Here is a 19,988-nt window from a genome sequence, read left to right as displayed (position 1 = left end):
GTATTTATAAGCCTGCTAATTATGCTCCTGTGTTCATATCACTGCAATGTGGTCCGCTTTTAAAGCTAAAACAAAAACGCGCAGCCGGCGCTGCGCGTGAAAACGTTAGTAGCGGGAAGGAATGCCTTCCGGGCGCGTTTTAAAACGCCGATGCAGCCACATATATTGCTCTGGAGCCATCATGATGCATTTTTCGACGATGGTATTCATCCACGCGGCGGTGGTTTCGGCATCATCCAGCGGCGGATCGCATTCCGGTTCGAGGATAATCAGCTCGTAACCTTTGCCGTCCGGCTTACGGCGTGGCACAAAGGGAACCACACACGCTTTCGACATTTTCGCCAGCATCCAGGTACCGGAGGTAGTGGCGGCATCCTTCACGGCGAACAGCGGCACGAAGACGCTGGCGCGCGGGCCGTAATCGTGGTCTGGTGCATACCAGATGATTTCACCGTTCTTCAGTGCTCGTACCATACCCTTCAGATCTTTACGGTCGATCATATCTTTGTTTGACCGCATGCGACCCCAGGTCTGCAGCCAGTCGATCACTGGATTATCGTTAGGTCGATAGACACCAATCCCTGGGTTATGAATGCCGAACATACGGGCGCCCATTTCCAGCGTCAGGAAGTGAATACCGATCAGCAAAACGCCCCGACCGGAATCCTGCACGGCGCGAATATGCTCAAGACCGCTGGCATCCATCCAGCGGTTGACGCGTTTAGTCGGCCAGAACCAGGCAATCCCGGTCTCCATGACGCCCATCCCTACCGACTCAAAATTCTTCACCACCATCTGATGACGTTCAGCTTCGCTCATTTCCGGGAAGCAGAGCTCAAGATTGCGGTACGCAATTTTGGCGCGACGCTTCATCAACCGCAGGGCCAGACGGCCGATAGCGTTCCCGAGGCGATAAATAACCGGATACGGCAGTTGAACAACTAACCAGAGCACGCCGACACCCAGCCAGGACGGCCAGTAGCGGGGGTGCAGCAACGCTGTGGTGAATTTAGGTAACTGAGTCATGTCTTTCCTGTTATTACGAGCAACTGGCTCTATTGTCGCACTATTTTTCCGTCAGCCAAAACGACCACGTCACGACTGTTGTCTATTCATACAACTATTTTGCAGAGCATTGGTAATGGTGAAAAGAATGTAGCGCAAAATGTGGGGATGTAAATTAACGATGATTGCTATATCATGCGCCCGATTATTTACATCCATTCTATTTTGCAGGATAAGAACACCATGCCAGTGTTACATAACCGCATTTCGAATGAGACGCTGAAAGCGAAGATGCTGGCAGAAACTGAGCCACGCACCACTATCTCATTCTATAAGTACTTCACCATTGTTGATCCAAAAGCTACGCGTGATGCGCTGTACGTCGCGCTCTCGGCGCTTAATGTTTTTGGTCGCGTTTACCTGGCTCGTGAGGGGATTAACGCGCAGATTAGCGTACCGGAGAGCCAGGTTGAGGCGCTGCGTGACTGCCTGAACCGCTTTGACCCGGCACTGAAAGGTCTGCGTCTGAACATTGCGCTTGATGATGACGGGAAGTCGTTCTGGGTGCTGCGCATGAAGGTCCGTGAACGCATCGTGGCCGATGGGATCGACGATCCGACGTTTGATGCCAGCAACGTGGGTGAATACCTGAAAGCGGCAGAAGTGAACGCCATGCTCGATGACCCTGATGCGTTGTTTATCGATATGCGTAACCACTATGAGTACGAAGTGGGCCATTTTGAGCAGGCGATGGAGATCCCGGCCGATACTTTCCGCGAGCAGTTGCCGAAAGCGGTTGAGATGATGCAGGAGCATAAAGACAAGAAAATTGTTATGTACTGCACCGGCGGCATTCGCTGTGAAAAGGCCAGCGCCTGGATGAAGCACAACGGCTTTAATCAGGTCTGGCATATCGAAGGTGGTATCATCGAGTACGCCCGCCGCGCGCGTGAGCAGGGTTTACCGGTACGATTTGTCGGTAAGAATTTCGTCTTTGATGAACGCATGGGTGAGCGGATTTCCGACGATATTATTGCCCACTGTCATCAGTGCGGTACGCCGTGCGACAGCCATACTAACTGCCTGAACGATGGCTGCCATCTGCTATTTATTCAGTGCCCGACCTGTGCTGAGAAGTACGAAGGCTGCTGCAGCGAAACCTGTCAGGAAGAGCACAAGCTTCCTGAAGAGGAGCAGCGTCTGCGTCGCGCCGGGCGTGAAAATGGCAATAAGATCTTTAATAAATCGCGCGGTCGCCTGAATACCCGTTTAGGTATTCCGGACCCGCAGACCCAGAATGATTAATTGAAGTAGAGCCAGGCGATGTCGAGCAGTGCTAACAGCAGCCAGAGCATCAGATATAGCATCAGGTGTTCGCGGACGTTGTTGAGCAGAAAGTAAAACAGGCGACGCATAGCATTCTCGATATAACGGCCCCGATGATTCGGAGCCGTTTTTTTATGGGCTGTCGTTAGCCGTTAAAGCGGGCCAGCGCAAACGGCGACAAATCATACTCCGGGGTTTTCTGCTGCGCGAACTGCGCGGCAATTTCTCCCAGTACGGTGGCAAACTTAAAGCCGTGGCCGCTCAGGCCTCCGATAAACAGCACATCGGGTTGGCCGGGCAGGGTGTCGATAATAAAATCTTCATCCAGCGTGTTGTCATAAGTGCAGGCCGCGCCGTACAGGCAGCCGCCAATGCCCGGCAGGATCTGCCGCAGGAAGCTGAATGCTTCGGACCCGTCGGTGGCGACGCTGCCAAATGCTTTACGCTCTTCCGGGCTGTTGATGACCTGGCCGCCGTTGTGTTTACCTATTTTCAGCTCATTCTCCACCGCCGGGAAACCGTAGAACTGGTCGCCGTTCGGCAGTTCACCGGTAAACGCCGGGAAGTTGTTCTTACGGCTGTAGCGGCCGTCGGCCTGGAACCAGGCAAACACTTTGCGTACCGGCTGGATAGGCAGGTCAGGGTAAAGCTGTTTGACCCAGGTTCCCGCCGTCAGCAGCAGCTTTTTGCCGCGCCAGCTTCCCTCGGAGGTCTCAATGGTCACACCGTTCGCGTCGCTATGAATAGCGGTAACCGGGCAGTTGAAAAGCTGCGCGCAGCCGGCCTCTTTTGCCATGGCAATCAGCGTTTTCACCGCCAGTTCGCTTTTCAGTACCCCGGAGCCAGGCTCAAAGATGGCCCGGTAGTCTGCGGGGACGCGAATTTCGGGCCAACGGGACATGACCGCCGCGGCATCAAGGTGTTCAACCTGCAGGGCGAACTGTTCGGCGCTCTGGGCGACGGTGTTCAGAAAGGTAGAGTCTGCGGGGCCAAGGTTAACGACGCCGCTTTGTTCAAACAGCGCTTCGCCGCTGGTTGCGGCAAGCTCGTCCCATAGCGTCTGGGCGCGAAGGACCAGCGGGACGTATTTCTCACCTTCTCCATAGGCGTGGCGCATCAGACGGGTATCACCGTGATGACTTCCCTGCTGGTGAGGTGGCATATGGGCATCGGTCATCAATACATTTAAACCCGCTTTACGGGCATAATAACCTGCCGCAGCGCCGACGGAGCCGCTGCCAATAATAATAAGATCGTATTCCATAGTCATTCCCGACACGATGATAAAGCGCGAAGCCAGAGTCTGGTAGAGTAATTAACCGATAGTTGTTATACAAGGGTGAAAATAATTAAGGCACCCGTAGGTGCCTGTTGGTCGTTAATACGACGAAAGTATCAGCGTTAATGCCTGCGATACTCATTGACCTGGTAATCGCCAGACTCAATCTTGGCAATCCCGGCTTCCAGTATGGAAATAAACTGACGTGCGACATCGGTGGTTAGCCACAGGGTCTGGCCAACTTCAGCTTCTTTATTGCTCGATTGATTGGGGTCTTGGTAGTGCAGGCGCAGCATCATGGCATCGTAGCTATCAACGGTGCTGATGTCCCATCCAACGAGGGGATGGGTCTGGATGACTTCATTATTCTTTTCCATCATAACCCCTTCTTCATGTGTTAAAAGGCAACAACTCTCGAGGTTTAATGCAATTTTTTGTGAAGCTTTATCAGTATACAACAATTCAATAAATACTCGAGAATTGAAATCAAAAGCAACATAAATTCCTGAATAGACCGGTCGTTCGCGCAATAAACAACCAGATTGCTCATTGTTTTTGCGGCTAATCTAAAAGATGGGGATAAACGGGGAAATAACAAGCAGAAAAGAACGAAAAAAAGCCGGGGCGACCCGGCAAAAACACAATGAGGGAGCAAATCTTAATCGGTGATGAACCAGTCGTCCGCGCTCTCCCAGGTCTCCTGGAGGATCTCGCTAATGCGGTCTTTATCTTCTTTAATGCCGCCGATGACGGAGAGGTTGTTGTTGGCCGCGTAGCGCACGCTGACGGTGCCTCCGCTGTCCGGAAATTGATCGTTAATACGGCGGGAAAGTTCGTCTGCTAGCGCGTCTAGCGCACCTGCAGGCAGTGCAGTGGTTTTTGCAACGGTAACTTCAATACGCATAATTGCCCCCTGTGTAATATACTGGATATTTATACAGTTACCTTGCGGCTTTTACAACAGGGGGCGCGAAATTATTTTTTCACCGTCCAGCGCAGCGTTTCGCCGGCCAGGAACGGCACCAGCGTATCGTCGCTGAGCGCGATAGTTTCGGCAACCAGGCTCTCTTCACGCGCCAGCTCGACAAAATCGTCGTTCACCGGCAGGCCGTAGAAGCGTGGGCCGTTTAGTGAGCAGAACGCTTCGAAGTGCTCAAGCGCGTTCATCTCTTCAAACACGGTAGCGTAACTTCCCAGTGCCGTTGGGGCGTTAAAGCAGCCTGCGCAGCCGCAGCTTGCCTCTTTGCGATGCCGGGCGTGCGGCGCTGAGTCGGTACCGAGGAAGGCACGGGTAAAGCCGCTGGCAACCAGTTCACGCAGCGCCTGCTGGTGAGTATTGCGCTTAAGGATTGGCAGGCAGTAGAGGTGAGGGCGTACGCCGCCAACCAGCATATGGTTGCGGTTGAACATCAGGTGCTGAGGGGTAATGGTGGCGGCGATCAGTTCATTGCCGTCGCGTACGTACTCCGCTGCATCTTTGGTCGTGATGTGCTCGAAGACAACTTTCAGGCCCGGTAGGCGCTGGCGCAGCGGCTCCATCACGGTGTCGATAAAGCGCGCTTCACGGTCGAAGATATCAATTTCCGCGTGGGTGACTTCACCGTGCACCAGCAGTGGCATTCCCAGTTTTTCCATACGCTCAAGCACCGGCATAATCGCATCGGTGCTGGTGACGCCGTGGCTGGAGTTGGTGGTGGCATTCGCCGGATACAGTTTGGCTGCGGTGAATACACCTTCGTTAAAACCGCGCTCCAGCTCGTTCGGGTCGAGGGTGTCGGTTAAGTAGCAGGTCATCAGCGGCGTGAAATTGTGCCCGACAGGCACGGCATCAAGAATGCGCTGGCGGTAGGCGATAGCCGCATCCACGGTGGTAATTGGCGGAACCAGGTTCGGCATGATAATTGCGCGGCCATACAGCTCACTGGTATACGGGACAACCGTTTTCAGCATCTCACCATCGCGAAGATGGATATGCCAGTCGTCTGGGCGGCGAATTTTCAGAACGTGCGGTAATGCGGTCATTTGAGGCTCCGGCTGGTGGAATATCAGTCATTTTTTGCCGGGCACTAAGGATAAGCGGAAACGTTTTCCTTTGCATCCTTTTCCGTGAAATTTGTTTGCGAAAGAAGAAAACCCTCTCCTTGAGGGGAGAGGGTTTAAATGGTGAGTTTCGGGAATTTAGTCCGTGAACGGGATAATGATTTCGCCCGGTTTCACCTCAATACCCTTGGCAAATTTCTTCGCCAACGCTTCACCCTGGCTGGCATCTTCTTTCAGCACATAGGCAGGCTGCTTGTTAAAGTACGTGCGCAGCGACTGGTTGAGGTAAGGGATCAGCGTCTGTACCACCGTTTGCATCTTCTCCGGTGTTACCTTCGCATCCTGGATCTCCATCTCCTGAAGGTAGATAGCGCCTTGTTCTTTGTTGAACACCGGCAGTGCTTTCAGCGTCAGAGCGATATTCGCTTTCTGGCTGCCAAAGAGGGAGTTCATATCCAGTTTCGCATCGCCGCTCAGCGTCACTTTGTTCGGCTCTTCACGACCAATCGCGCTGGAGAGGTTACTCAGGACGATATGGGCATCGGCTACGCCGGGTACGCCAATATCTTTCGAGAAATTATTCCGCTTCTGTAACGCCTGGTTAATCTCCTGCTCGCTAACGGAATATTGCGTGAGTTGATTACAGCCAACCACCAGGCCGCTGACGATCAATGCGGCAATAACAAACAATTTTTTCATGAGGTTCCTCAAGGTAAAACGTTCGGTGCATCCTGACATAAAGCAGCATACCCTGTTAGTAGAACTCTGACAGCGGAAAATGCTGAAAGTGCCGCGGTGAAGGCGCAGGGAGAGCCATAAGAGGCAGATTTTTACGCCGGAACGCTTAGCCGCTGTTTCACGCAAAAGCCGTTATGCGGCGAAATCACGGGCCTATTTTTGTTTTGTGTCAGCGGCCTTTGCTTCACCCGATGCCGTTTTCTCATGGAGGAAGTCGGCATCGTTTTCAGCATGATTGTCATCGTTCATGGCCTTTTTAAACCCTTTTAGCGCAGCACCAAAATCGGAACCCAGAGAGGCGAGTTTTTTCGTACCGAATAACAGAACAACAAGAACGACAATCACTAACAGTTTGGTGACGCTAATTTCGCCCATAATGGCACCTTAATAGAACAGATAGAGAGAATAGTCGTTGGCGTAATGAACACCACGCCTGAGTATTTGGGTTGCGAATTTTCGCAAATCAGCGCTTTATTTATTTGTCTCTTAATGGCATTGATTTCGCATCGTTCATCTTTACGCATGACTCGGCACAATATTACGGCCTGCGATAAAGTTGAGGTTAAGGTAACATCTTCATTTTGCCGGACTATCTCACTCTTTCACGTATTGCCAGCGATAGGGCTTTTTGATCACAATGCGTCATGACAATTGTTGTTTTCATTGACTGCCGTGGGCAGGTAGAGTGAGACGACCAGGGTATATGTTGGGTACAGGAGTAGTGAGATGTTTGGCTATCGCAGTAATGTGCCGAAAGTTAGGTTGACCACCGACCGGTTAGTGGTGCGTCTGATTCATGATAGAGACGCCTGGCGTCTGGCCGACTATTACGCCGAGAATCGGCAATTTTTAAAGCCCTGGGAACCGATTCGTGACGACAGTCATTGCTATCCTTCCGGCTGGCAGGCGCGCCTGTCGATGATTAATGAATTTCATAAACAGGGGAGCGCTTTCTATTTCGCGCTGCTTGACCCGGAAGAGAAAGAGATTATCGGCGTGGCGAACTTCTCCAACGTGGTACGTGGCTCGTTTCATGCCTGCTACCTCGGCTACTCCATCGGTCAGAAATGGCAAGGGCAGGGGATGATGTATGAAGCGCTGACCAGCGCGATTCGCTATATGCAGCGCACTCAACATATTCACCGCATTATGGCCAACTACATGCCGCATAATAAGCGCAGCGGCGACCTGCTGGCGCGACTGGGCTTTGAAAAAGAAGGCTACGCGAAAGACTATTTACTGATTGACGGCGAATGGCGCGATCATGTGCTGACCGCGTTGACCACCTCACAATGGACTGCAGGTCGATAAGGAGACCCGAATGAAATATCAACTCAGCCCGCTGGAAGCCCGCGTTATTGGCTGCTTACTGGAAAAGCAGGTCACGACGCCTGAGCAATATCCGCTATCGATAAACGGCGTGGTCACGGCCTGCAATCAAAAAACTAACCGTGAACCAGTGATGACCCTCAGCGAAGCGGAAGTGCAGGATCAGCTGGATACGCTGGTGAAACGCCATTACCTGCGCACGGTGAGCGGTTTTGGCAACCGCGTCACTAAGTACGAACAACGTTTCTGCAACTCCGAATTTGGCGATCTGAAGCTGTCGACGGCTGAGGTGGCGCTGGTGACAACGCTCTTGCTGCGTGGTGCCCAGACGCCGGGCGAGCTACGCGGTCGCGCGCAACGGATGCATGAATTTGCCGATATGGCAGAAGTGGAGAATACGCTGGAACGTCTGGCGAATCGCGAAGATGGCCCGTTTGTGGTGCGACTGCCGCGCGAGGCTGGTAAGCGTGAAAGCCGCTATATGCACCTGTTCAGCGGTGAGGTTGATCTTCAGGCGGTAACGACCCAGAGCGATGCGCCAGCGGCAGACGATAGCCTGCTGGCCCGCATCGAGATGCTCGAAGGGGAAGTGGCCGAACTTAAACAGCGTCTGGATTCACTGCTGGCGCACCTCGGGGAGTAAGTCATATGGCGAAGATTCGCATTGGTGTCGTGGGGCTTGGCGGTATTGCACAGAAAGCGTGGCTACCGGTATTAAGCGCCGCCACGGACTGGACGCTGGAGGCCGCCTGGTCACCGGGTAAAGAGAAAGCGCTGAAAGTATGTGAAACCTATCGCCTGCCTTATGCCGACTCACTGACCGCATTAGCCGCCCAGTGCGATGCGGTCTTTGTGCACAGTTCGACGGCATCGCACTATGCGGTAGTGAGCGAGTTGTTGAACGCTGGTGTCCACGTCTGCGTGGATAAACCGCTTGCCGACAAGCTCGACGACGCAGAGCGACTGGTGGCACTGGCGGCGCGGAAAAACCTGACGCTGATGGTCGGCTTCAACCGCCGCTTTGCGCCGCTTTACCGCGAGCTGAAAAAACGCGCCGGAGAGATGTCGTCATTACGAATGGATAAACACCGTGCCGACAGCGTTGGCCCTCACGACCTGCGCTTTACGCTGCTCGATGATTATCTGCACGTGGTCGATACCGCGCTGTGGCTGGCGGATGGTAAGGCGACGCTCCGCGATGGGGTACTGCAAACGACTGACGAAGGGCATATGTTCTACGCTGAGCATCACTTCAGCCAGCCGGGGCTGCAAATCACCACCAGCATGCATCGTCGGGCGGGCAGCCAGCGCGAGTGGGTGCAGGCGGTAGCCGATGGCGGGCTGTTTGAAGTGTCGGATATGCGCGAGTGGCGCGAAGAACGTGGGTCTGGCATCGTGACCCGACCGATTCCTGGCTGGCAGACGACCCTTGAGCAGCGCGGTTTTACCGGTTGTGCGCATCATTTTATTCAGTGCGTGCAAAATCAGACGGTTCCGGAGACGGCAGGGGAGCAGGCGTTAGCGGCGCAGCGAATGGTGGAAGGATTGTGGCGTGAGGCGATCCGCGAGTAGATGGCACTGCCTACCACTCCCCTGAGCCATCCACCACTAATCTGCTGTAACATCTGGCAGTAGCAATTCATCCCGAACCCGGTAGACTAACGCCACTTTTTTAGCGCTCATCCATCGAGCGCTTTGATCCGGGTTGTGGAATCACAAGTTAATGAATCTATTAAAATCGCTGGCTGCCGTCAGCTCGATGACTATGTTTTCGCGCGTACTGGGATTTGCGCGTGACGCGATCGTGGCGAGGGTATTTGGCGCCGGAATGGCGACCGATGCCTTTTTTGTGGCCTTTAAACTGCCAAACCTGCTGCGCCGTATCTTTGCCGAAGGCGCTTTCTCGCAGGCGTTCGTACCGATTCTGGCTGAATACAAAAGCAAGCAGGGCGAAGACGCGACGCGGGTGTTTGTCTCTTACGTCTCGGGGTTGCTGACGCTGGCGTTGGCGCTGGTGACGGTGTTGGGGATGCTGGCGGCACCGTGGGTGATCACCATCACTGCGCCGGGCTTTGCTGATACGGCGGATAAATTTGCGCTGACTACCCAGCTGCTGCGCATTACCTTCCCTTATATTCTGCTGATTTCGCTGGCTTCGTTGGTCGGGGCGATCCTCAACACCTGGAACCGTTTCTCGGTACCAGCGTTTGCGCCGACGTTCCTTAACGTCAGCATGATTGGCTTTGCGCTGTTCGCTGCGCCACACTTTCACCCGCCGGTTCTGGCGTTGGCATGGGCGGTAACTGTTGGCGGCGTGCTGCAGTTGGCCTATCAGCTGCCGCACCTGAAAAAAATCGGTATGCTGGTGCTGCCGCGCATTAATTTTAAAGATGCTGGTGCGGTGCGCGTGGTGAAACAGATGGGTCCAGCGATCCTTGGCGTTTCCGTAAGCCAGATTTCGCTTATCATCAACACCATTTTCGCCTCTTTCCTGGCATCAGGCTCCGTCTCCTGGATGTACTACGCAGACCGTTTGATGGAGTTCCCGTCTGGCGTGCTGGGCGTGGCACTGGGGACTATCCTACTGCCATCGTTGTCGAAAAGCTTTGCTAGTGGCAACCATGATGAATACTGCCGCCTGATGGACTGGGGTCTGCGTCTGTGCTTCCTGCTGGCGCTACCGAGCGCCGTTGCGCTGGGTATTTTGGCGAAACCGCTGACGGTCGCGCTGTTCCAGTACGGTAAATTCACCGCCTTTGATGCCGCGATGACCCAGCGTGCGCTGGTGGCCTACTCCGTGGGCTTGATGGGGCTGATTATCGTTAAAGTGTTGGCGCCGGGCTTTTATTCCCGTCAGGACATTAAAACACCGGTCAAAATCGCGATAGTGACGTTGATTATGACTCAGGTGATGAACCTGGCGTTTATCGGCCCGTTGAAGCACGCGGGGCTGTCGCTGTCGATCGGTCTGGCAGCCTGTCTGAATGCTGCGCTGCTCTACTGGCAGTTGCGTAAGCAAAAAATCTTTACGCCACAGCCGGGCTGGATGCCCTTCTTAGCCCGTCTGATTATTTCAGTTCTGGTGATGTCGGCGGCTTTGGTTGGCTTGATGCATGTCATGCCAGAATGGTCACAAGGGACGATGCCTTACCGTCTGCTGCGCCTGGTTGGCGTTGTGGTTGCCGGGATCGCGGTCTATTTCGCCTCTCTGGCGATTCTGGGCTTTAAGATTAAAGAGTTTGCACGCCGTACGGCGTAAGAGAAAGGCACTGCGCGGGGCACATTCTGTGGCCCCGCCGCAATTCAGACGGAATATTTCTTCGCGCTGCGTACCACCGGGGCACCCGCTGCCTGACCATCCTTGCCGTAAAGCCCGGTTTCCTGGAAAGGCTTAAGCACGTCAATCGCCTGCTGATTGCGCAGGATCTGTCCTTCCAGCAGCCAGCCGTTATGCTGATTAAGCCGATGCAGCTGTTGCGTGGTCTCGGTAATGACCTGCCAGCGGTCGCTATATTCTTCGCGTATTTCCCGCTGGGCGTCTTGCTCGACGCGGCGCTGCTTCTCCAGATAGTCTAACGTTGCCAGCAAAGAGCTTTTCTCTTCGGTGATGCTGGCAAGCTGCAGGCCATTTACGCTGCCTGCGGAGAGCTGCAGTTGTTCAGCATCCATCACCGCTTTCAGCGAGTTCAGGATGCTGGTCATTTGGTCCAGTATGGCTGACAAACCGCTCATCTCTTATTTACTCTGCAGATAATCTTGTGTGTCCTGAATGAGCGCGTCGGCGATTTTGCCGGTGTCCATTTTTAACTCGCCGTTGCGGATGGCCGTTTTCAACTCTTCAACGCGCGCCATGTTAATATCGCCGGCAGAGGAGCGGGTTAACGCCGTCTGGGCGTTGCTTAACGTGACGCTGGCGCTGGTCGCCGTCGCCGTTTTTTCCGCACGCACTTTCGGGGCGCTGGTCTCAGGGGTTTCGCGTTGCTGGACGCTGGTCACCGCTTTCAGAGAAGATGTACGATCAATGCTCATGGTTCTTTCCTCATTGAGGCTCTTGTATGGCGCAGGCGCCGACTCTCTTAAATGTTAATTATCTATCGGCAAGCGACACATATTCTTTATAACGTTTATAGATTAATCAGAATATTCCCATCAGTATCGACCTGACCGCTCACAACCTGACCTGACGGCATGCGCACCCGTGCGTTCTGCGTGACGGCGGCGTTGTTCAATGCCTGGCCCTCACCGTTGATACTAAAACCTTCACCCTGGGCAATCACCATCACCTTCTGTCCAGCCTTGACGCGCCACGACTGGCGCACCATCGACAGCTGTAGCGGCTGGCCAATGGCGACATCACGTAGGCTGACGGCATCCTGTGCCTGCGAGAGGTTGAGCATGGTTCGCGGCGGCAATTGATCGAGTCGGCCGCGCTTTAGCGTGACGTTTTGCGCCGCAATGGGGGTACCGCGCACGATAGGGGCGGCGGCAACCACATAGTCGCCAATAGCTTGCACGTTGACCTGTAAATACTGTTTCGCATTCCCGCACTGCGCCACCACCGTCAGATTTCCCCACAGCCGCGAATTGCCCGGTGTACTGAGTGCGGGTTCGTCGCAGGCGAGCTGAAGGTTTTGCGTGTTGCGCAGCGTCACGCTGACCTCATTGCTAAAGCCGGTCAGGCGCTGAGTGAAAAAATCGGTGAGCTGTGCCTGGAGATCGGCTGCCAGAGCCAATGGGCTAAAGACCAGTGCCGCAGCGGTGAGAGAGGCAATGAGCTGACGCATGGAACGCTCCAGTGAGTAAAGAATGCATGCATTTTACCCATCTTGTCGCGACATCAACGCAATAAATAGCGACGCATATTGCGTTTATTCCGGCGATGACGCGCGCGTAAGGGGATTTAAGCTGTCGGCTGAAACTTTGTCATTAGCGGAGGAGACATGCTCGACAAACTCGACGCCGCCTTACGTTTTCAGCAAGAAGCGCTCAACCTGCGCGCCGAACGTCAGGAAATTCTGGCGGCCAATATCGCGAATGCGGATACCCCCGGGTTTCAGGCGCGCGATATTGATTTTGCCAGTGAACTCAAAAAAGTGATGGCGCGCGGGCGGCCGGAAAGCAGCGGCGTATCGCTGACGCTAACCTCCGAACGTCATATTCCCGCCCAGACGCTCTCTACGCCAGAGGCCGACCTGCTGTACCGCATTCCCGATCAGCCAGCGATGGATGGCAACACCGTCGATATGGACCGGGAGCGCACGCAGTTTGCCGATAACAGCCTCCAGTACCAGACCGGTCTTACGGTCCTGGGCGGACAAATCAAGGGCATGATGAGTGTCCTGCAGGGGAACTAATCCATGGCATTACTCAATATCTTCGACGTTGCCGGGTCAGCGCTGACCGCGCAGTCCAAACGCCTCAACGTCGCGGCCAGTAACCTTGCCAACGCCGACAGCGTCGCCGGGCCGGACGGTCAGCCGTACCGCGCCAAGCAGGTGGTGTTTCAGGTGGATGCGCCAATGGGCGCGGCAACCGGCGGCGTAAAGGTGGCTGACGTGGTGGAAAGTCAGGAGCCGGACAAGCTGGTCTATCAGCCGGGTAACCCGCTGGCGGATGCCAAAGGGTATGTCCGCATGCCTAACGTGGACGTGGTTGGTGAGATGGTGAACACCATGTCGGCATCGCGCAGCTATCAGGCCAACGTCGAAGTACTCAACACCGTCAAAAGCATGATGCTGAAAACCTTGACGCTTGGGCAATAAGGGAGATAACCGATGTCTGTCGTATCCAATATTAATGATACCTCCAGCAGCAGCTCAGCCTCTTCGGCGCTGAGCAGTACCGGGACTAACAGTTCATCCGACCTACAGAGCAGCTTTTTGACGCTGCTGGTGGCTCAGTTGAAAAACCAGGACCCAACCAACCCGCTGCAAAACAACGAATTAACCTCACAGCTGGCGCAGATCAGCACCCTGAGCGGCATTGAGAAACTCAATACCACGCTCGGTTCCATCTCCGGGCAGATCGACAGCAGCCAATCGTTGCAGGCCAGTTCGCTGGTCGGCCACGGTGTGATGATCCCCGGTAGTACCATTCTTGCGGGGAAAAGCGCGGGCAGCGAGAGCGAGAACGTGGATACCACGCCATTCGGCATTGAGCTGACGCAGGCGGCCGATAAGGTCACGGCGACCATCACCGATGGCAATGGCAAAGTGATCCGCACATTGAATGTGGGCGCCCAGACCGCAGGCGTTCATACCTTTACCTGGGACGGCAAGCTGGACGATGGCACGGCGGCACCGGATGGCGCTTACAACATCAGCTTTGCAGCCAGCCAGGGAACGACGCAGCTGGTCGTGCAGCCGCTGCAGTTTGCGCTGGTACAAGGCGTTACCTTGGGCAAAGACGGCAACAAACTGGATTTGGGAACCTACGGCACCACCACGATGGACCAGGTTCGCCAGATTATCTAAGCCTTTAACAATTTCAGGAGAGACGTTATGGCCTTTTCACAAGCGGTCAGCGGTTTAAACGCGGCTGCCACCAACCTCGATGTTATCGGCAACAACATCGCCAACTCCGCCACCTACGGGTTTAAATCCGGGTCGGCGTCGTTTGCGGATATGTTCGCGGGTTCCAAAGTCGGGCTGGGCGTTAAAGTCGCGGGGATCACCCAGGACTTTACCGACGGCACCACCACCAGTACCGGTCGCGCGCTTGACGTGGCGATTAGCCAGAACGGCTTCTTCCGTCTGGTCGACACCAACGGCGCGGTCTACTACAGCCGTAACGGTCAGTTCTCACTCGATGAGAACCGCAACCTGGTCAACTCTCAGGGGCTGAACCTGACGGGCTACCCGGCAAACGGCACGCCGCCGACCATCCAGCAGGGGGCAAACCCGGTTTCGCTGTCGATTCCAAACACGCTGATGTCGGCAAAAGCGTCGACGACCGGCACCATGCAAATGAACCTGAACTCGACGGATAGCACGATTAGCACGACGTTCAATCCTGCCGATCCTGACACCTTCAATAAAAAGGGCACCGTTACCGTTTACGACAGCCTGGGTAACTCCCACGATCTGAACGTCTATTACGTGAAGGTCGACGCGAATAAGTGGGATGTCTACACACAGGACACCAGCGTGACAGGGACCGCCGGCGATCCGGTTAAATCGGCACAGATGCTGTTTAATACCAACGGTACGCTGGAATCAGTCTCGAATTACGTTATCGATACGGATAACAATAGCAGTACTAAAGGCCAATTAATTGTCGGTAACGCCAACGCCACCCCGTCAATCGACATTGGCGTAGCCTCTTTGAATGGTTCGACGACAGGGACTTTCAACCTCAGCTTCCTCAACTCTATGCAGCAGAACACCGGCTCCAGCGACGTGGTGGCGACCAATCAGAACGGCTATGCGCCGGGCAGCCTGGTGAGCTATCAGGTCAATGATGACGGCTCGGTGGTGGGGAACTACTCCAACCGTCAAAGCCAACTGCTGGGCCAGATTGTACTCGCCAACTTCTCCAACACCGGCGGTCTGCAGTCCGAAGGCGATAACGTCTGGTCCGCAACCCGGTCGTCTGGCGTGGCGCTGCTGGGCACGGCGGGGACCGGTAACTTTGGCTCGCTGACCAACGGTGCGCTCGAGGCTTCCAACGTCGACCTGAGTAAAGAGCTGGTGAATATGATCGTGGCGCAGCGTAACTATCAGTCGAACGCCCAGACCATCAAAACCCAGGATCAGATCCTCAACACGCTGGTTAACCTGCGTTAATCGTCTAATAGGGTGACCTCATGGATCACGCGATATATACGGCAATGGGTGCCGCCAGCCAGACCATGCAGCAGCAGGCGGTCACGGCGAGCAACCTTGCCAATACATCAACGCCGGGCTTTCGTGCCCAGCTCATCGCCATGCGTGCGGTGCCGGTCGTGGGGCCGTCCGTTGAGACGCGTACTCTGGTGGCTGCCACCACGCCGGGTGCGGACATGACCCCAGGCCAGCTGGACTACACCGCGCGTCCGCTGGACGTGGCGATTCAGCAGGACGGTTGGCTGGCGGTGCAGTCGGCAGACGGGAGCGAAGGCTACACCCGTAACGGCAATATCCAGGTCAGCGCCACCGGGCAGCTCACGATTCAGGGCAACCTGGTGATCGGTGAGACCGGGCCGTTAAGCGTGCCGGAAGGTTCGCAGGTGACTATCGCGTCGGACGGCACTATTTCCGCACTGACGCCGGGGGACCCGCCAAACACGGTTTCCCCTGTCGGTAAGCTGAAGGTGGTGAAGGCCACGGCAACGGAAGTGGCGCGCGGCGATGACGGACTGTTCCACCTCACGCCGTCGGCAGTGGCGACGCGTGGGCCAACATTACAGGCTGACCCAACGCTGCGCCTGCAGTCCGGCGTGCTGGAAGGCAGCAACGTAAAACCCGTAGCGGCAATGGCAGACATGATAGCCAGTTCGCGCCGTTTTGAAATGCAGATGAAGGTTATCAGCAGCGTGGATGAAAACACGCAGAAAGCTAACCAGTTGCTGTCAATGAGCTAAGGAAAACTATGATCAGTTCATTATGGATCGCGAAAACCGGTCTCGACGCGCAGCAAACCAATATGGACGTTATCGCCAACAACCTGGCAAACGTCAGTACCAATGGTTTTAAGCGCCAGCGCGCGGTGTTTGAAGACTTGCTCTATCAAACCGTTCGCCAGCCGGGTGCGCAGTCATCCGAACAAACGACGCTGCCATCAGGCCTGCAGATTGGTACCGGGGTTCGTCCCGTGGCGACCGAACGTTTGCACAGCCAGGGCAACCTGTCGCAAACCAACAACAGTAAAGACGTGGCGATCAAAGGCGACGGGTTCTTCCAGATCCTGCTGCCGGACGGCTCCTCGGCCTATACCCGTGACGGTTCGTTCCAGGTTGATCAGAACGGTCAACTGGTGACCGCCAGCGGCTATCAGGTACAACCGGCGATCACCATTCCGGCGAACGCCATCAGCATCACCATCGGCCGTGACGGTATCGTCAGCGTGACCCAGCAGGGGCAGACGAACCCGGTGCAGGTGGGGCAGCTGAACCTGTCGACCTTTATGAACGACACCGGGCTCGAGAGTATTGGTGAAAACCTGTACATCGAAACCCAGGCCTCCGGGGCGCCAAACGATACCACGCCGGGTCTGAACGGTGCGGGTCTGCTGTATCAGGGTTATGTCGAAACCTCTAACGTCAACGTGGCGGAAGAACTGGTCAACATGATTCAGGTGCAGCGTGCGTACGAAATCAACAGTAAAGCGGTATCGACGACCGACCAGATGCTGCAAAAACTGACGCAGCTGTAAGGCGTAGCCGGTATTTCCCCGGCGTCGCTCCGCTCGTCCGGGCTACGACAGTGCGTGTAGCCCGGACGAGCGGAGCGACGCCGGGATCTCCCGGGATAACATTGAGATTCAGAAGAAGAAAGCAATGCAAAAATCCGCAGCGTTTCGTTATCCGCTTTTAACCGTTGTCGCACTCAGCGTGGCAGGGTGCGCCCTCGTGCCGTCCAAGCCGCTGGTGGAAGGGGCGACGACCGCTCAGCCCATTCCCGGCCCGGTTCCGGTGGTGAATGGTTCTATTTTCCAGACTGCGCAGCCGATTAACTACGGCTATCAACCGCTGTTTGAAGACCGCCGTCCGCGCAATATCGGCGATACGCTGACTATCGTGCTGCAGGAAAACGTCAGCGCGAGCAAAAGCTCGTCGGCGAACGCCAGCCGCGATGGCAAAACGAATTTCGGCTTCGACACCGTACCGCGCTACCTGCAGGGCCTGTTTGGCAATGCGCGCGCCGATGTGGATGCCTCCGGTGGCAACACCTTTAACGGCAAGGGCGGCGCGAACGCCAGCAACACCTTTAGCGGCACGCTGACGGTGACCGTCGATCAGGTGCTGGTCAACGGTAACCTGCATGTGGTGGGCGAAAAACAGATTGCCATCAACCAGGGTACCGAATTTATCCGCTTCTCCGGGGTGGTTAACCCGCGCACCATTAGCGGCAGCAACACCGTACCGTCCACTCAGGTGGCGGATGCGCGTATCGAATATGTCGGCAACGGCTATATCAACGAAGCGCAGAATATGGGCTGGCTGCAGCGTTTCTTCCTTAACTTATCGCCGATGTAACGAGGTGAACCATGTTTAAAACTCTGCTAACCCTGACGCTGGTGCTGGTAACCAGCCTGGTGCACGCCGAACGCATTCGCGACCTCACCAGCGTGCAAGGGGTGAGGGAAAACTCGCTGATTGGCTATGGCCTGGTGGTGGGGCTTGATGGCACGGGTGACCAGACGACGCAAACGCCGTTTACCACTCAGAGCCTGAACAACATGCTCTCCCAGTTAGGGATCACCGTGCCAGCGGGCACCAATATGCAGCTGAAAAACGTGGCGGCGGTGATGGTCACCGCGCAGCTTCCGGCATTTGGTCGTCAGGGGCAGAACATCGACGTGGTGGTCTCCTCAATGGGGAACGCCAAAAGCCTGCGCGGCGGTACGCTGCTGATGACCCCGCTGAAAGGCGTGGACAGTCAGGTGTATGCGCTGGCGCAGGGCAATATTCTGGTAGGCGGTGCGGGTGCATCAGCCGGTGGTAGCAGCGTGCAGGTAAACCAGCTGAACGGCGGGCGCATTACCGGCGGGGCGACCATCGAACGTGAACTGCCAACGCAGTTTGGCGCGAGCAATACCATCAATCTGCAGTTGAATGATGATGACTTCACCATGGCGCAGCAGATTGCCGACACCATTAACCGTCGCAGTAGCCTTGGCAACGCCACCGCGCTGGATGCGCGTACCGTACAGGTGCGTGCGCCGGTGGGCGGCAGCGGTCAGGTGCGTCTGCTGGCGGATATCCAGAACCTGGAAGTCGGTACCACACCGCAGGATGCGAAGATCATCATCAACTCCCGTACCGGCTCCGTGGTGATGAACCGCGAAGTGACGCTGGATAGCTGTGCCGTGGCGCAAGGTAACCTGTCCGTTACCGTTAACCGCTCCGCGCAGGTAAACCAACCGGATACGCCGTTTGCTGGCGGTCGTACTGTGGTCACACCGCAAACGCAGATAGACCTTCGCCAGAGCGGCGGTTCGCTGCAGAGCATTCGCGCCAGCGCCAATCTCAACAACGTGGTGCGTGCGTTGAACGCGCTGGGGGCAACGCCAATCGACCTGATGTCGATTATTCAGGCGATGCAAAGCGCAGGCTGTCTGCGCGCCAAGGTGGAGATTGTCTAATGCTGACCGACAGCAAATTACTGGCGAGCGCCGCGTGGGACGCGCAGTCGCTGAACGACCTGAAAACCAAGGCCGGGCAGGATCCACAGGCCAACCTGCGGCCGGTGGCGCGTCAGGTGGAAGGGATGTTCGTGCAGATGATGCTGAAAAGCATGCGTGAAACGTTGCCGAAAGACGGTCTTTTCAGCAGCGATCAGACGCGGCTCTACACCAGTATGTATGACCAGCAAATCGCCCAGCAGATGACCGCCGGAAAAGGTCTGGGGCTGGCGGAAGAGATGGTCAAACAGCTGTCGACGCAGCAGCAGGAACCGACCGACAACGTCGGCCTGGTACCGATGAAGTTCGATATGCAGACGGTCATCAGCTACCAGAACACCGCGCTGACGCAGATGGTGCGTAAGGCGCTGCCGAAGGCACCGGACAGCAGCGATACGCCGCTCTCCGGCGACAGCAAAGACTTCCTCGCCCAGCTGTCGCTTCCGGCGCGGCTGGCGAGCGAACAGAGCGGCATTCCTCACCACCTGATTCTGGCGCAGGCCGCGCTGGAGTCCGGCTGGGGGCAGCGGCAGATTCGTCGGGAAAACGGCGAGCCGAGCTTTAACCTGTTCGGGGTGAAGGCGTCCGGTGACTGGAAGGGCAAGGTGACGGAAATCACCACCACTGAATTTGAAAACGGCGAAGCGAAGAAGGTGAAGGCCAAATTCCGCGTCTACAGCTCGTATCTGGAAGCGCTGTCGGACTATGTGAGCCTGCTGACCCGCAACCCGCGCTATGCGGCGGTCACGTCTGCATCAACGGCGGAACAGGGCGCACAGGCGTTACAGAATGCGGGCTACGCGACCGATCCTCAGTATGCGCGCAAATTAACCAGCATGATTCAACAGCTAAAAGCGATGAGCGACAAGGTCAGCAATACCTACCGTAACGACATCGAAAATCTGTTCTGATGAGCCTCAAGTTTGCCGTCCGCCATCCGATAAGTAAT

Annotated in this window: 25 protein-coding genes; 14 read left to right on the top strand and 11 right to left on the bottom strand. The window is 55.7% G+C overall.

The features are described 5' to 3' along the window. Window positions 1–105 precede the first annotated feature (105 nt). Window positions 106–1,026 (bottom strand): Kdo(2)-lipid IV(A) acyltransferase, encoded by a 921-nt coding sequence (locus V6944_RS08230; protein ID WP_333498596.1) that lies wholly within the window; start codon window positions 1,024–1,026, stop codon window positions 106–108. 222 nt (window positions 1,027–1,248) lie between these two features. Between V6944_RS08230 and trhO the strand changes: the two genes are divergently transcribed. Then, window positions 1,249–2,310 carry an oxygen-dependent tRNA uridine(34) hydroxylase TrhO gene (gene trhO, locus V6944_RS08225; protein ID WP_333498595.1) on the top strand — a complete coding sequence of 354 codons (1,062 nt, stop codon included), beginning with the start codon at window positions 1,249–1,251 and terminating at the stop codon, window positions 2,308–2,310. Here trhO and V6944_RS08220 read toward each other — a convergent pair. The 7 genes from V6944_RS08220 to tatA all read right to left on the bottom strand — a co-directional run bounded on the left by V6944_RS08220 (window position 2,307) and on the right by tatA (window position 6,763). Next, complete coding sequence (locus tag V6944_RS08220; RefSeq protein WP_185666435.1) at window positions 2,307–2,420, bottom strand: DUF2770 family protein; 114 nt, start codon at window positions 2,418–2,420, stop codon at window positions 2,307–2,309. The two genes, trhO and V6944_RS08220, sit on opposite strands and share 4 nt — an antisense overlap. 56 nt (window positions 2,421–2,476) lie before the next feature. After that, window positions 2,477–3,595, bottom strand: coding sequence for an N-methyl-L-tryptophan oxidase (gene solA / locus V6944_RS08215; RefSeq protein ID WP_333498594.1), 1,119 nt, complete (start codon window positions 3,593–3,595; stop codon window positions 2,477–2,479). 137 nt (window positions 3,596–3,732) lie between these two features. Next, entirely contained in the window at window positions 3,733–3,987 is a 255-nt protein-coding gene (gene bssS, locus V6944_RS08210; RefSeq protein ID WP_035896892.1) for a biofilm formation regulator BssS, read from the bottom strand. Between the two features lie 281 nt (window positions 3,988–4,268). Further along, window positions 4,269–4,514 (bottom strand): DNA damage-inducible protein I, encoded by a 246-nt coding sequence (gene dinI / locus V6944_RS08205; protein ID WP_270501927.1) that lies wholly within the window; start codon window positions 4,512–4,514, stop codon window positions 4,269–4,271. 71 nt (window positions 4,515–4,585) lie between these two features. After that, complete coding sequence (pyrC, locus tag V6944_RS08200; RefSeq protein WP_333498593.1) at window positions 4,586–5,632, bottom strand: dihydroorotase; 1,047 nt, start codon at window positions 5,630–5,632, stop codon at window positions 4,586–4,588. 156 nt (window positions 5,633–5,788) lie between these two features. Then, window positions 5,789–6,349 (bottom strand): lipoprotein, encoded by a 561-nt coding sequence (locus V6944_RS08195; RefSeq protein ID WP_035896888.1) that lies wholly within the window; start codon window positions 6,347–6,349, stop codon window positions 5,789–5,791. A 192-nt stretch (window positions 6,350–6,541) separates the two neighbouring features. Next, window positions 6,542–6,763, bottom strand: coding sequence for a Sec-independent protein translocase subunit TatA (gene tatA / locus V6944_RS08190; RefSeq protein ID WP_333498592.1), 222 nt, complete (start codon window positions 6,761–6,763; stop codon window positions 6,542–6,544). 351 nt (window positions 6,764–7,114) lie between these two features. Here tatA and rimJ point away from each other — a divergent pair, with 351 nt between their 5' ends. The 4 genes from rimJ to murJ all read left to right on the top strand — a co-directional run bounded on the left by rimJ (window position 7,115) and on the right by murJ (window position 10,976). Then, window positions 7,115–7,699, top strand: coding sequence for a ribosomal protein S5-alanine N-acetyltransferase (gene rimJ, locus V6944_RS08185; RefSeq protein WP_333498591.1), 585 nt, complete (start codon window positions 7,115–7,117; stop codon window positions 7,697–7,699). Window positions 7,700–7,709: 10 nt separating this feature from the next. After that, the gene (locus V6944_RS08180; RefSeq protein WP_333498590.1) at window positions 7,710–8,360 is read left to right on the top strand and encodes a YceH family protein; all 651 of its coding nucleotides are present in this window, start codon (window positions 7,710–7,712) and stop codon (window positions 8,358–8,360) included. 14 nt (window positions 8,361–8,374) lie between these two features. Continuing rightward, window positions 8,375–9,289: a Gfo/Idh/MocA family protein gene (locus V6944_RS08175; protein WP_333498620.1), complete on the top strand. Its 915-nt coding sequence runs from the start codon at window positions 8,375–8,377 to the stop codon at window positions 9,287–9,289. 151 nt (window positions 9,290–9,440) lie between these two features. Further along, window positions 9,441–10,976, top strand: coding sequence for a murein biosynthesis integral membrane protein MurJ (murJ, locus tag V6944_RS08170; RefSeq protein ID WP_333498589.1), 1,536 nt, complete (start codon window positions 9,441–9,443; stop codon window positions 10,974–10,976). A 44-nt stretch (window positions 10,977–11,020) separates the two neighbouring features. Here murJ and flgN read toward each other — a convergent pair whose 3' ends face one another. The 3 genes from flgN to flgA all read right to left on the bottom strand — a co-directional run bounded on the left by flgN (window position 11,021) and on the right by flgA (window position 12,501). After that, window positions 11,021–11,449: a flagella biosynthesis chaperone FlgN gene (gene flgN / locus V6944_RS08165; protein WP_333498588.1), complete on the bottom strand. Its 429-nt coding sequence runs from the start codon at window positions 11,447–11,449 to the stop codon at window positions 11,021–11,023. Window positions 11,450–11,452: 3 nt separating this feature from the next. Continuing rightward, on the bottom strand, window positions 11,453–11,746 hold the full coding sequence (gene flgM, locus V6944_RS08160) for a flagellar biosynthesis anti-sigma factor FlgM (RefSeq protein WP_035896484.1): 294 nt from the start codon (window positions 11,744–11,746) through the stop codon (window positions 11,453–11,455). A 95-nt stretch (window positions 11,747–11,841) separates the two neighbouring features. Beyond that, entirely contained in the window at window positions 11,842–12,501 is a 660-nt protein-coding gene (gene flgA, locus V6944_RS08155) for a flagellar basal body P-ring formation chaperone FlgA (protein ID WP_333498587.1), read from the bottom strand. Window positions 12,502–12,657: 156 nt separating this feature from the next. Between flgA and flgB the strand changes: the two genes are divergently transcribed. From flgB to flgJ, 9 genes are all read left to right on the top strand, one after another. Further along, the gene (flgB, locus tag V6944_RS08150) at window positions 12,658–13,071 is read left to right on the top strand and encodes a flagellar basal body rod protein FlgB (protein ID WP_333498586.1); all 414 of its coding nucleotides are present in this window, start codon (window positions 12,658–12,660) and stop codon (window positions 13,069–13,071) included. Window positions 13,072–13,074: 3 nt separating this feature from the next. Beyond that, window positions 13,075–13,479, top strand: a complete 405-nt coding sequence (gene flgC / locus V6944_RS08145; protein WP_163448115.1) for a flagellar basal body rod protein FlgC — start codon at window positions 13,075–13,077, stop codon at window positions 13,477–13,479. A gap of 12 nt (window positions 13,480–13,491) precedes the next feature. Beyond that, window positions 13,492–14,190, top strand: coding sequence for a flagellar hook assembly protein FlgD (flgD, locus tag V6944_RS08140; protein WP_333498585.1), 699 nt, complete (start codon window positions 13,492–13,494; stop codon window positions 14,188–14,190). 27 nt (window positions 14,191–14,217) lie between these two features. Continuing rightward, window positions 14,218–15,501 carry a flagellar hook protein FlgE gene (gene flgE, locus V6944_RS08135; RefSeq protein WP_333498584.1) on the top strand — a complete coding sequence of 428 codons (1,284 nt, stop codon included), beginning with the start codon at window positions 14,218–14,220 and terminating at the stop codon, window positions 15,499–15,501. A gap of 20 nt (window positions 15,502–15,521) precedes the next feature. Further along, window positions 15,522–16,277, top strand: a complete 756-nt coding sequence (locus V6944_RS08130; RefSeq protein WP_333498583.1) for a flagellar basal body rod protein FlgF — start codon at window positions 15,522–15,524, stop codon at window positions 16,275–16,277. A gap of 8 nt (window positions 16,278–16,285) precedes the next feature. Beyond that, the gene (flgG, locus tag V6944_RS08125; RefSeq protein WP_185666424.1) at window positions 16,286–17,068 is read left to right on the top strand and encodes a flagellar basal-body rod protein FlgG; all 783 of its coding nucleotides are present in this window, start codon (window positions 16,286–16,288) and stop codon (window positions 17,066–17,068) included. Between the two features lie 124 nt (window positions 17,069–17,192). Beyond that, window positions 17,193–17,891 (top strand): flagellar basal body L-ring protein FlgH, encoded by a 699-nt coding sequence (gene flgH / locus V6944_RS08120; protein ID WP_185666423.1) that lies wholly within the window; start codon window positions 17,193–17,195, stop codon window positions 17,889–17,891. Window positions 17,892–17,902: 11 nt separating this feature from the next. Then, on the top strand, window positions 17,903–19,000 hold the full coding sequence (locus tag V6944_RS08115) for a flagellar basal body P-ring protein FlgI (protein WP_333498582.1): 1,098 nt from the start codon (window positions 17,903–17,905) through the stop codon (window positions 18,998–19,000). Further along, on the top strand, window positions 19,000–19,950 hold the full coding sequence (flgJ, locus tag V6944_RS08110; RefSeq protein ID WP_333498581.1) for a flagellar assembly peptidoglycan hydrolase FlgJ: 951 nt from the start codon (window positions 19,000–19,002) through the stop codon (window positions 19,948–19,950). The genes V6944_RS08115 and flgJ overlap by 1 nt, the downstream gene beginning before the upstream one ends. The last annotated feature ends 38 nt before the right edge of the window (window positions 19,951–19,988 follow it).

This window comes from Kluyvera sp. CHPC 1.2972 (genome assembly GCF_036759925.1).
Classification (GTDB): Bacteria; Pseudomonadota; Gammaproteobacteria; order Enterobacterales; family Enterobacteriaceae; genus Kluyvera.
Note: the sequence above shows the minus strand (reverse complement) of the source record. Positions and strands in the feature narration are given on the sequence as shown.